At 60.1% G+C, this 11,809-nt stretch carries 8 protein-coding genes and 1 pseudogene; 3 read left to right on the top strand and 6 right to left on the bottom strand.

Translation table 11 applies throughout. The annotated features are described in order from the left end of the window. Window positions 1–272 precede the first annotated feature (272 nt). Window positions 273–1,721 (top strand): DUF8370 family protein, encoded by a 1,449-nt coding sequence (locus ACS5PM_RS20600; RefSeq protein WP_439389558.1) that lies wholly within the window; start codon window positions 273–275, stop codon window positions 1,719–1,721. Between the two features lie 935 nt (window positions 1,722–2,656). On the opposite strand, the gene ACS5PM_RS20605 is transcribed toward ACS5PM_RS20600, so the two are convergent. From ACS5PM_RS20605 to ACS5PM_RS20615, 3 genes are all read right to left on the bottom strand, one after another. Further along, window positions 2,657–3,817 carry an HNH endonuclease gene (locus tag ACS5PM_RS20605; protein ID WP_439389559.1) on the bottom strand — a complete coding sequence of 387 codons (1,161 nt, stop codon included), beginning with the start codon at window positions 3,815–3,817 and terminating at the stop codon, window positions 2,657–2,659. Window positions 3,818–4,269: 452 nt separating this feature from the next. Next, window positions 4,270–5,463 carry a hypothetical protein gene (locus ACS5PM_RS20610; protein WP_439389560.1) on the bottom strand — a complete coding sequence of 398 codons (1,194 nt, stop codon included), beginning with the start codon at window positions 5,461–5,463 and terminating at the stop codon, window positions 4,270–4,272. Then, window positions 5,453–6,472: a nucleoid-associated protein gene (locus ACS5PM_RS20615; RefSeq protein WP_439389561.1), complete on the bottom strand. Its 1,020-nt coding sequence runs from the start codon at window positions 6,470–6,472 to the stop codon at window positions 5,453–5,455. Before ACS5PM_RS20615 ends, ACS5PM_RS20610 begins: the two co-directional genes overlap by 11 nt. 1,203 nt (window positions 6,473–7,675) lie before the next feature. On the opposite strand from ACS5PM_RS20615, the gene ACS5PM_RS20620 reads away from it, so the two are divergent. After that, a complete protein-coding gene (locus ACS5PM_RS20620) occupies window positions 7,676–8,170 on the top strand; it encodes a hypothetical protein (protein WP_439389562.1) in 495 nt (164 codons plus the stop codon). A gap of 2 nt (window positions 8,171–8,172) precedes the next feature. On the opposite strand, the gene ACS5PM_RS20625 is transcribed toward ACS5PM_RS20620, so the two are convergent. After that, entirely contained in the window at window positions 8,173–9,243 is a 1,071-nt protein-coding gene (locus ACS5PM_RS20625) for a DUF4238 domain-containing protein (protein ID WP_439389563.1), read from the bottom strand. Window positions 9,244–9,414: 171 nt separating this feature from the next. Between ACS5PM_RS20625 and ACS5PM_RS20630 the strand changes: the two are divergent. Then, a pseudogene (locus tag ACS5PM_RS20630) lies at window positions 9,415–9,549 on the top strand (integrase); the annotation flags it as partial. 276 nt (window positions 9,550–9,825) lie between these two features. Here ACS5PM_RS20630 and ACS5PM_RS20635 read toward each other — a convergent pair. Beyond that, window positions 9,826–10,713, bottom strand: a complete 888-nt coding sequence (locus ACS5PM_RS20635) for a hypothetical protein (RefSeq protein ID WP_439389564.1) — start codon at window positions 10,711–10,713, stop codon at window positions 9,826–9,828. Window positions 10,714–10,775: 62 nt separating this feature from the next. After that, entirely contained in the window at window positions 10,776–11,651 is an 876-nt protein-coding gene (locus ACS5PM_RS20640) for a hypothetical protein (RefSeq protein WP_439389565.1), read from the bottom strand. Between the last annotated feature and the right edge of the window lie 158 nt (window positions 11,652–11,809).

The following is an 11,809-nucleotide window of genomic DNA, read 5'->3' on the forward strand; positions in this document are numbered from 1 at the left end:
AGCTTGGGGACGTGGTCTGGGCAGATTGAGCATGGTGGCGGTGACGTCCGCTATGCAGCGGGGCTGTCCATTAGCGTTGACGCGCCAACTCACGCCGAGCTTCACAAAGCAGTTGCTGGGGCCCACCGGCAAGTGCGGGCGAGGCTGACCGCTGTCCGACGTGCAGCAGTCATAGGGCCGCGGGAGGCTGATGCCCCCAATTCGCGGTTCCCTCCCTGTGGTAAGGAACTCGCCGCATTCCCTTTAGACTTTCGAGAAAGGGAAGGAAGGACATGGCAAAGATCAAGTCCCCGCTGCGGTTCTCGAGGCACTTTGGAGTGCCGCCTGCAGAGATGCACAAGCTCGGCGTTTTCGACCCCGTGCTGCAGGCCGACACCAAGCTCTTTATCGACCCCGTTCTTCTCCGTCAGTCCGCAGCGCCCGAGTTGAAGATCGCGGCGACCGACAAGCTGAAGACGTTCTTCGAGAACCTGTATCGCCTGCTGGCGTTTTCTCGGCGCAAGGGTGACATCGCTTGGACCGCTGCTGTCGCCAGGCTAAAGTTTCACGAGGTCAGTGGAACGTGTCTGGGCTACGGCGGTGGTTCGATTCACGGAAGTGGTTGGGGTGAGGGGCTCACTGGTGAGCTGATGCTCAGGGCCAAGGAGCTCATCGACCTGGGCGTGGACGACCCCGAACTCTTTTTGCTCATCGGTCTCTTCTCCGAGAACGTGGGGCCCGATCGCATCAGCGACATGACCACCAACATCATCCTGGGGTCGCTGGGCGACTACACGGCCAGGATGTGCTGCGGGCTCGGAGTGCCGATCGAGCCATTCGTCATCAGCGGCGCCGAGTTCGAGCTTCCGGTCAACCCGCTCCAGCTCCGGCAGCGCACTCCGGTCATCTTGGTTCCCACCGATGTTCTGCGGGAGCTGCCCGTCGCATTTAGCGTAGAAGACATTTGGGTGGCGGCTAGGGAAAGCGAGGAGATTCGCAACCGCATCAACCAAGAAGTCGGTGTGATCTGGCGAGGCATTTCCAAGGAGCGCAAGTCCGATGTACTCAGGGCTCTTTTGAAGGACCCGGAGTACGCCAAGACGCTCATTCGTAAGGTGCTCGCGGCTCCTGCCAAGGAGTACGACCAAGGCAAGGACCCGCGTGGCCTGACGGTGTGGAGCGATCTGGCATACCTGCTCGCCCAAGACAACCCACACACCATTGCCAAGCCAGCGGACTCGAGCGTCGGTTCGCTCAATGCTGTGGTGGTGGCCATCATCGAGCAGTTCCGCTTTTTGATTGAGAAGCGTGACACCTGGCGAGTGCTGCACGAAGCTCCAACGCGCAAGACTGAGAAGACGGCCCAGATGCTCTTCTTCGCCGTCGCGTATTCCTACTGTCAAGCGAACAACTTGGACGTCACGCCCGAGGCCGACACGGGCAACGGCCCGGTCGACTTCAAATTCTCGAGTGGCGGCTCTCCAAAGATCCTCGTCGAGCTTAAGCTATCCAAGAATGACGTACAGCGCGGCCACGACGTTCAACTGCCAGACTACGTGGATGCTGAAAAGGCCGACGGTGCTCACTACGTGGTGGTCAACGTCGGCAGTCTGGGCAAGAAATGGATGAGCCTGCAGGCGTCCAGAACCGCCAAGGGCCAGGCGGAACCTCAGGTGTGGCTGGTCGACGCAACACCTAGAGCTTCCGCCAGCGTTCGGACAGCGCCCCGCGCACGTCGCTAAGACAGAGCCAGGCCAGGTACCTGCACCCTCTTTCCGGTAGGCGACGGTAATGGCATCAACCCCGCAAAAGCTCTTCCGAGAGGTGCTAGACGAGACACACGATCCTCTCGCAGCGATCAGAGCCGGTCCGAGAGGTTCTTGGCCTTCGGTAAGCGAAGCCAGCCAGGGCGGTCTGGTTGCAGGCGACTGGTCAGGCAGCAACACTGGACGAACATCAGGAGTAGCTTGCTGCTGTGCTCCCGCGGACCGTCTACGCGAGGTGCCTGTCGGACGCGACAGGCGTTCGCAAGATGCACGCCTTGCCGCCGGGTTTGGGATACGGATTGACCGAGAACCGCATCGACACGCCCCTGGGCTTCGTCAAAAGGTTCTGGTGTTCGGAATGCCAGGTCGGCTTCATTCCCAATTACATCCTCACAGAACTCGGCTTGTTGGCTGTGAGGCCGATCTAAGCGGCAGTTCTCGGCCACGAGCGGCCGGTCGACCTGAGCGCCAAAAGTTTGGCCGCGGCGAGCCTCTGAAGGACAGCTTTCCGGCGATGAGTCTGGACCTCACTTCGGCCCTACTCGGCCAGGAGCAGTCGGACGTCTCCGCCAGGCGAGTGACGGGTCAAGACTTGGGCACGGTCATACGCCGTCCGCGGCCTCAAGGTCGGAGAGCCTCATCACCGGACATTCGTCGGCCCGCACTGCGTACGCCCGCTGGACCTGCGTCACCGGTCACTCGACCGTTGCGCGAATGACGCCGGGCGTTCACGCTGGTCGGCGGCACCCGACCCATAAGCGACAGGCGGGCGGCCACTTAGGCGGACATCGGTTCAGGCATAGACCGGAGTGGTTCGATGGTTCGATGGTTCGATGGCTCGGTTGTCGGGCTCGATGCATCGCTTCCGGCGCTACCTGAAAGGTAGCAAGGTCGCAACAGGCGGGCGCAGATCAGACATCCAGTAGCCCCAACCGCAACAGCCGGTGCACGAGCCGGTGGCAGTTGGCGCACAGGCATTGGAGTTCTTCGAGATTCGTCGTGTGGCCTTCCTCCATTTCACTCAACTGCATCGTCGCGTGGTGGACCTCAATGCAGGACTCAGCGTGTTCGGTTTCGTATTCGACTACCGGGTCCTTGGTGCATCGCTGGCAGAACAGCTTGCCGTCGTGCTCTTCTCGGAAGGCCGCCTTCTTGGCCGTCGCAAGGCCGCGACCCCTTTCGCGCTTGAGGTGGGATACCAACTTCTTCGCACCCTCGTTCCACTCGTTCACCTCTGAAGTGCCTGAGTTCGGTTCCTCGCGTCGCTGTCCGGACTGGCCTTTCAAGGCGATTTCGTATCCAGCGGCGTTCAGCAAGCGAAAGCACGGCGATCCTATGCCGGCGGTGAAATGTTTGGGAAGCACCTCCCGTTCGAGCGCCCGCGCCAGCGCAATGCCGAAGACCACCTTGGGAGGCAACCGCTGTCCGTCATCGGTGATGAGGTCGTAGTCGGTGGACTCTCCAAACACGTGTTGAGCCTGTCCTGCGAGTAGCGCCTGCACCGCCCACCATACGTGCTGCGGAGTCGCCTTGTTGAGCACTGCTACGGGCAGCCTGTCTCGACTGCCGTCGTCATTCGGTTCTGCCTCTCCAGTAGCAGGTGTGGTGGTCTGCACGGCGGGGACATCGATGACCCAGGCGTTCGGTGCGTACGGCCTGCATTGGTGCAGCAGGCGATCTAGGAAAACAAGCGCATCGCTGTACAACAGGCCAATCCGAAAGCAGAAGTCTCCATTCAGCTTCTCCTCATCGCTCTGCCGAGGGGCAGCGGGAAGATTTTGGAGCGCTACTTGCTGACTGCGAAGCCACTCCATGGCCATAGCCAGTTTCGACCTGTCTCCGCGGAGCAGCTTGACGACGTCCATCGAAAGTTCAACGTCGTTTCCGGGCGCACCGTTGCTGCCCTTGGCAGTCTTGTGGCGGAAGATTGACAACAGCCAATCGCTGCCGCGTGTCACGTAAAGACTGCCGTGCTTAAGGCGATTGGAATGGACATCCCAATCAAAGAACCCCATATGTTCCGGGCGGCGAAGAACCCCCCGCAGCTCCCGCATCTGCTCGTCACTGAACATCGCACTCCCCCGAGAACCGACATGAGTCCGTATGATGGCTCAAACTCAAGTCGGGCTTCAGTTACCGCGCTTGCTCGCACCTAGGAACCACCGTGTCGTCAGGCTGTCGTGCGCGTACTACCGCGATTGGCCGGACTATTAGTTCGCGGACGATGCCGAGACCGACTACTGGCCGCGCCCGGGGGTCACGATCAACGTCAACTGTCGAGCCGCAGCGCGGATTCCCTCCCCCGTGGCCGGCGACTCTATGGCGCTCCACCTTGGGTGGCGAGACCTCTCCAACACTACCGAACGCAGCACGCCAGACCATGCTGGGCCTGTCGTTGGAGACGGTCGCCCTGCACTCTGAAAACGAATGAATGGCGTCGCGCGCAGGTGGTGCTCAAGCTTCTACTTCCAGTCGAGCACGCGGCGTGCACGACGTACTCAATATGCGCGATGGCAATCAGAGGTCACACGTGGATCTGCGCTCGAACCCATGCCCACGCATCCGGGGTAAGGTAGGCGTACACGATGTGTGACCCCAGCAGGCCCGCCAGGACGACAGCGTCGATGACCCACAGCACGACGGTCTGCGCGCGTGCCCGCTTCCTCAGAAACTCAAAGGCGCCAGCAAAAGATTCGCCAATCGCCGCAAATTCCTTTTGTATCTGTCGCTGCTGCCGACCGATTTCGTCCTTGAGTACCTTGAGTGTGTGCTTCTGGTTCCGGATCAGCAGAATCGTGAGCGCCGCAAACACCCAGCAGCCGACCAGCACGGCAGTGTTCACAAAGAATTCATAGCCGAATCCATTCGCGATCTTCATCTGCGTCGCGACGACAATCGTCGCGACTGGTATGCCCAGCAGCTGATTCTGAATGTCGGAAAATACCTTGTGAATCTTGCCGGCGTACTCGACCCGCGCGGCCTCCACCGTATCCTTGAGCTTCTCGTACGAGAAGCCGGACGCATACAGCCTGTAGCCTTGGTCGTACGCCTCCCTCAGGCCGCCGGCATGCGCGAGAAGCTGCGAGAAGCGAGCTGCCGGCGGCAGCGCTTTCGTGGCGTCGACAATGGCCGCGGCGAGGATGGCGTTGCACTGCTTCTGGTGAGTGTCAGTCGGCACCAGCGTGATCAACTCCTTGATCAACGCGATGTCTGTCTTGCGCAGATCATCGGCGCTGTAATTCACCGGTACGTCGAAGCGACCACCGCTAATGAAGACCAGATTCGACTCGTCGTTATCCAGGAATGCCGCAACATCGCGCAGACTCTGCACCAACTGCAGTACCAGCCGATAGCGACCGACCTCGCTCTTCTCATCGGCCTGCTCATTCGATGACACGAACCCGTCTAGCAGCAGGAAGCGGCGCCTCTCGCGCACGCGAGCGCCGGGCACCTGCAACAGCGCTTCCATATCCTTGACAATCGACCCGAAGGCCCTTCGCGGTTCGAACGAGATCGCGACGGTGTCGCCGCGCTGCGGCTCCTGGGCTCCGGAGCGAAGCTGCATGCCCGTGTCGTCCTGATGCTGCAGGCAGAGTTTCAGGGCAGCAAGATCATCCTCACTGGAAATCTCGAATTGGCCGCGCGTCTCTCCAGGCGTAGCCGGTTTGAAAGTCTTGGCCACGTGGAGCAAAGCGCCCCAGGCGAGTTCATTCGTCACCGCGAACCTCTTCGTCGAGTTCGGCTTTCAGAGCGGGAGGCAGGTTGTTGAGCACAATCGCGCCCTTCTCTTTGATGTAGACAGCAGATCCGTTATTGAATGCGCGGCGGTCAAGGTCGACTGACCAGAAGGCCGTCTTGCCATGGAACTTGAGCAGGCTCTTCAAGCTGCGGCCATCGGGAACAAAGCCATCGTTGATCTCGACGCCGGCCGCCGCCAGCGACCTCTGCAGCTTGGTGGGCTCCTGAGGCCATGCCGCGTTCGACAGTTCCTCAAGGCTGATGGGATTGTCTTTGCCTCGATTTCTGCAGTAGCCATGAGCGGTTCGCAAAAAGCTGTCCTCGGCCTCAGCGCTGAGACTTTCGCTGCGGGCAAAGCTCAGCAGGCCGTCGACGAGGCGTTTAGTCTCTTCGGCGTCCTTGACGACGACCTTGCAGCCGAGGAAGTACTTGAAGTAGTCCGCCACGTCGCCGCGATGCTTGAGAAAGCCAACGTAACGGGTCTGCTGATCGCCGGCCAACCATGTCGACAGATTGACCCGGCCGGCCACCCGTAGGTTTTCTAAGTCGACGTGAACCGCTTCCTCGATCTCCAGCGTCTCCTCGTTGACGGCGCTGCCGGAGACATTGTTAATGATAGCCACGAGGAACCAGTCGACCTTGGCGTCGTTCAGGCCGTGCGCCATCAGTACGTAGCCCCCTTTTGAGAGCGCGGCCTGATTGGCCTTTCCGGCGAGGACCGCCAGCAGCTTCTGCGAACCCTCTATGAAGCTGATGGCCTTGGTCTCGAACATCTCGCGCAAGACGGTCGATGAAGGGAAGGTCAGCGTGTCTTCTTCGAACTGTCCATAGCCCTTATTTGCCTTCTCGCCATACAAGGCACTAATGTCGTCCACAAGTTTGCGCACCGGCTCGTTGAGCTTCAGCTCTGTATCGCGCTGCTGCACGGTGGCCTCGCCATGGGGCTCTTTGATCAGCTTGTGGATGACGGCGCCGGTGATCGTGGTCATGCTCATCCTCCCATTGATTTGGCGTCAGTATCGCGCGCTTGCGGAGTCTCGAAGGGCGAGGTTTCCAGCAGCTTGCGGGAGAGATGCCTGTGTCGCGCCTTGCAAGAAAGCTTAGCGGCCGGTTGGCTCATCAGGTGAGCCACCATTCCGGTTCCCAAGCCGGTCGCCCCCTCAGCGTGCCAATGGTCACAAGGCGACAATGTCATCAATTCTGTGGAGGGAAAGCGCGGTCACTTCTGCGGTGTGGTATCGGGCTCAGCGTGGCGCCAATGAGGTGCGTCAGCCGTAGCGGACTTCGGACGCCAGTCGAAGCACACTACCGACAGCTTCGCGCGCCCAGTCCGCCGACCGTCAACATTGGGTCGGTACGGGGATTTAGAGCCGCAAAGAAGCGGTCGCCCCAGAGCTCCGGGCCGCGTCGCCAGTCCAGCGACCGCAGTACCTCGTACAACGGTCATTCGAGCCGGCGCTGGTCGCCGAGCCCAATGACTGCATGTGTCGGGCAGCGTATGTACGGCCGCCGCGGCCAGCGGCTCCAACCCGCCGCTGAGTAGTCAGCCGGCCATAAGCCACGAAGGACTGCAGCGGGTCGCGAGCCCCACTTGGCAGTCGGCGGAAACTGCCGTTGGTTCGTGACCTCGTCTTGACGGAGTCGATCGCTAACGTCCGGCAGGGTTGGAGGCGTTCAGCGGTCATCCACGTAGTCGGACGACCAACGGCACGTTCCGGCGGCCGCTTTCGCTCGGCTCGAGAAGTTGACCGACAGCACCCAGTCTAGACCTGAATTTGAAGTCAGCGGCGGCTCCGCAGCGTATCCGGTCGGCTGCCGATCAACGCGCTAGTCACGGTCACCGCCACGTTCCGGACACCCGCCTACGCGAACGATTGCTGCGTTACCGTCCGGTCCGGGAGGTACTGCTGACGTTCAACCGATGAGGCGGGCTGACACCCTTGGCGCGTCGAACGGAAGCTTCCCCAGGCTACCGATTCACGCACTCGACCCTTCAGCGGCGTTCACCGATTCGTCGCTGAATGGCCGACGCTTGAAACCATTGGAGCGTTGAAGAGGAAACACGGGCCTTTCAGGCCCGTTTTGCTTTCCTACCCCACTTTTTACCCCACCTACTGAGAGGCACAGTTGCGGGGGCACGGGGCCTATCCGATACTGTGCCCGACCGATGATGAGTGGCAAAGAGGGTAGCCATGAGGAACCTGTTCTACTCTGTGATGGACAAGCTGGGATGGGTCTACGCAACCATAATGGGCCTGCTGATGATTGGCTTCATCGGGTCAGCGTTTGAGACATTCCCTCAGGTCGTCGGACACCTCTTCAAAGGCGAGTCGATTTCGTCGCCTACAGCGGGAGCAGTGTTGGTGCTTGCGGGCTTCTTCAGTTGCTTTGTGATCGTGACGAACGAGCGCCGCGGAGAGTCGCTAACGCGACGAGCGTCCGGCACCGGCGTGATGCTCAGCCTGTGCATTTTAAGTTCCCTCGCAGTTGCGGCACTCGCGGCCTACTGGAACGTCGATTGGCACTCAACCAACCGCTTGGGCGCCGTTCTTTCCGGCGCCCCGAGGGTGCTCGTGACGCTGTTCCTTTGGATACTCGTAGTCGTGGCACCGATGTGGAGTTCACACATCTTTGCCGAGTCCGAGCGGCTGAGCGGGCTAGAAGCCGTTCGGAACACTCAGCGTTAGCCTCATTGCGCCACCGACTCGGATCGCTCATCCGACCTCAGATCCACGATCGGACGGCGCGCAAGCCCCTTTATGAAAATGGCGGGGTGAGCCTCACCAGGGGGAACTGCCACCCCCACCTCCACGCGGGGTGCCCACGCGGTCCCCATCAAGTCAAGATGCTCCGCGGCGCTGCGGACAAGGTCGGCGCTGCTTCCGATCAGATAGCGGTAGCAGTCCCCTGCAATGGGCCTGTTGAAGCGTTCCACCTGCACTGCTGTTGCGTCGGCATGCACGATGGTTCGTTCGGCACCACTCATCCCTAGCAGTGCCTTCCGAGAGAGCGGGAAGAAGACGCTTGCATGAGGCGATCTGTAGGAGGTTGGCAGGTCGTCGGTGCCCGGTCGAGAAATCAGCACTACGGGCGAATCTGAGGTTATGAAGTCGGTGCCAGGCGGCGCGTGCATGACTACCCAATCTCGTTCGAAGATCGCTTCCGCAACAATGTTCCATGTCTGAAGCGACGTTGCACGCGCAGCCTCGTCAGGAACATTGATCCGGAAGTGGTCGCCGCTGATCATCTCAAACAGCTTGTCGGCGAGGTCGCGAAGCTCGTCCTCAGGGGTCTCGGGCTTCCAGTCTTTGACCCATGCATACGCGGCGCGTTTGTCCGGCACGGTCAACTTCCACCTGGCCCGCTCCGCCTTCTCACGGACGATGCGAGACTCAGCAAGCGCTGCGGGAGTTCGTACCGCGTGCATCGCGATGAACAGCGAAAGATATTCGCGATCCAGGCTTGTGATCGGCAGCCTTGAGACGACCGACTTCAGGATCGAGCCGGCCCGACTCTCGACGATCCCGAACACCGCTTCGAGTTCGAAACGCTGTCGATCCTGGTTGTCGATGAAGGTATAGAAGTGCTCCAGCGCTGCTACCCGCTTCGGCGGCAAGGAGTTGACTGCGCCGTCCGTCCGGTCATACACCGCAACGCGTCGATTCTCCGCAAAGCCTTGCAGGTAGAACCTTGAGAGATAGTGCTGCTGAGCCGGCCCATGAAGGATCGGCTTCTCCGCAAGACGGTCGAATGCATCCACGCCTGGATTTTTATACAGTCCGGGTCCGGACGCAACCAACCGAGAAAGGGTGGCTGGAGCCCCCCCTAACTCCTGCGTGCCGCGTCAGCCAAGCGCTTGAGAAGGTCTTAGAGTGCATCGGCGCACGCATCGTCCGTCACGCCGAACTTGGTAGCCGGGCCGCCGTTGATCGTGATCTGCCGGCGCACCAAGAACTTGCGAGCCGTACAGCTGCTGCTCGGGCACTCCAAGCTTGAGTCGACGGTCAGGTACCTCGGCATCGAGGTGGACGACGCCCTTGAGATTTCCGAGCAGACTGAGATCTGATCGTTCGGAGGACGTGCCGCCCCGGGTCACTGCTCGGGCGGCAAAGGCCGAACGGCCGTTGTCTGGCGTCGGGCCCAACTCACAGTCCCGGCCATCAGTGGAAGTTCATCGCCCAACCCCATAGCTGTCGTACCAAGTTCGTTCCCGTTGCAGTTCGAGACTGAGACTGTCCTGATGCACAACGTTCGAGGCGAGGCCCGTTTGGTGTCTTCTCGTCGGGCCTTGCCTTCGAACTGGAAGTTAGCCGCCCGGCCATCCCTGCCATGCAAGGATCACTTAGCAATCCCGAATCTTGCTGCGAAACACGAATGGCTGCCCGGGGACAAGATCAAAGTTGCAGTCTTCGGGTCGCAGTCCACTTCGTTTCAGAAGGTTGATGGCCTTTGCTTTCTCCGTCAAGTCTTGCAGCATTTGTCGCTCCAGCTCTTCGATGTGGGAGAGCATGTGAACGAACCCGTTCAGCAACTGGTGGCTATCCTCCTGCAACTGCGACTTGGATGCCTGAACGTTGCGGACTGCAAGAGGTTGAACGCTGGAGTGCGCCGCCTCGGAGTTCCGAAGGCGATTCACCAGATCCATGTGGTCCATTGCGCAGTGCTCAAACGCGAGGCATAAACGAAAGGGATGCGCGAGCGTCCCGACAAGGGATACCTGATGTGGCCGGGCACCGTCTGTCTTCCTGCAGTCGGGGCAGGGCGATTCGAGCAGCGCGCCCAGCGCCATGCGCTTGTACCTTCGTTGTGGGACCTGTGTGCAGTACAGCATCTGCTTGACCGACACCTCGCACAGCCGCGCTGAGTACATGAGTAGTTCGTTGTAGAAGCGGATCCGCTCAACTTCCGCGTCTATGGCGTCATGAGTTACTGTCTCTGTGGTCGCATAGTCGTGCGAAGCGTTGATGACTCTGGCCATAAGGAACTGCAGTGCCACGCCACTTGCTGTGAACGGATTGGTGTAGCTTCCATTCGAAGGCGCAGCCGGCGCGGGCATGAGAGCGAGGTTCCCGCGTTGCTGCATCCATGCCCTCATCTCGCCGGCGAGTGGCAGCAGATTCGCTCCGGCGACGTACTCTCCGCTCCAGCGAAATGCGTTCGGGTGGTAGCTCCAAGCGTGGTGGCTACCGTGCCACTGACGCTTCACCGGAAGTGCACTCGCGTCGTTCATTGGCAGCGATTGGTCACGCGGATTGGGCTTCGCATCGGCCGAGGGGTTAGGCCTCGCCGGCGCTACTCGAGGTAGAAGTTGAACAGATAGATTCCTGAGTTGTCTTGGAGCCAGCAATCGACGTAGAGTGGTGTCGGATCAGCCAGGTCAAGCGAGCCATCTGATTCCGATGCAAATTGATCGATGCTGAGGGAAGTGGACTGCCCGCCACTTATGCGCGGTACAGACCTGGAGAAGGCGTCGCCGAAGCTCCAACTGTGCCTCTGCGACGCGGACTTAAAGAGGCCGATCCGCAGGTTTTCAATCGGGAGATCACCAAGGTTCTCTACCGACAATGCTGATCGCGATATCGCTACTGAAAGGTGAATCGCATGTGACTTTGCGACGTCGGGCGTCAAGCCACGCAGCGGCCGCGCGTCAATTGTGCAGTTGATGGTGATGGGGTTGACTAGCCCAGGCGGCGGGAGCTGAACTGGAGGTGTGACGTTTCGCAGCACTGGTTCAATGCGTTCAGGAACCTTCTTCCTGAATCTTGCCGTGAGTTCCTTCTGAAGTCGCTTCTTGGTGTCTTCCAGTCCATCTGCCAGCTTTGGCAGTTCCGCAAATGCTTTTAGGATCGTGTACGTTGTGCCGATGGTCCCAAACATCGTGAGGGCGGCCTCCATGATCCAGGAGCCGCGTCTCGAATCCGTGAGCTTGACCTTCGGCCGACGATTCTCTGGCAGACCAAGCTCTTGAAAGTAGTCATCAAATACTGACTGTGCCACTTCGACAAAGTTGTTGTTCCATTCGTAGCCGAATTCCGCGAGTAAGAGCTCGCCGGAGTCGCGGGCGAACCAAGCGTTCTCTCGATCCGAGAACTGCGAGAGGAATGCTTGAAGGTCTTGGCTCAGCGCAATCTCAGCGCGGACAATTGCTATGACGGTCTCTTTCTGCATCGAGAGTCTCCCTGTCGCTGTTTGCGGGGTCTAACGTGGTTTGGGCGACAGTTTAGACCGCTGCATTCGTAGGCTTCTGTCCGCCGAGACGTGCCGCGTGAGGCATGACCATCCGCCGACGTCGAGAAGCGTCCTTAGAATTGAGGATGTCTCGGGCA

It is taken from the genome of Ideonella flava, assembly GCF_051857595.1.
GTDB lineage: Bacteria > Pseudomonadota > Gammaproteobacteria > Burkholderiales > Burkholderiaceae_C > Ideonella.

Excerpts from the sequence above, each read along its gene's own strand:
- ACS5PM_RS20600 (WP_439389558.1), top strand. The coding sequence starts at position 273 with ATGGCAAAGATCAAGTCCCCGCTGCGGTTCTCGAGGCACTTTGGAGTG.
- ACS5PM_RS20605 (WP_439389559.1), bottom strand. The coding sequence starts at position 3,817 with ATGTTCAGTGACGAGCAGATGCGGGAGCTGCGGGGGGTTCTTCGCCGC.
- ACS5PM_RS20640 (WP_439389565.1), bottom strand. The coding sequence starts at position 11,651 with ATGCAGAAAGAGACCGTCATAGCAATTGTCCGCGCTGAGATTGCGCTG.
- ACS5PM_RS20620 (WP_439389562.1), top strand. The coding sequence starts at position 7,676 with ATGAGGAACCTGTTCTACTCTGTGATGGACAAGCTGGGATGGGTCTAC.
- ACS5PM_RS20635 (WP_439389564.1), bottom strand. The coding sequence starts at position 10,713 with ATGAACGACGCGAGTGCACTTCCGGTGAAGCGTCAGTGGCACGGTAGC.
- ACS5PM_RS20615 (WP_439389561.1), bottom strand. The coding sequence starts at position 6,472 with ATGACCACGATCACCGGCGCCGTCATCCACAAGCTGATCAAAGAGCCC.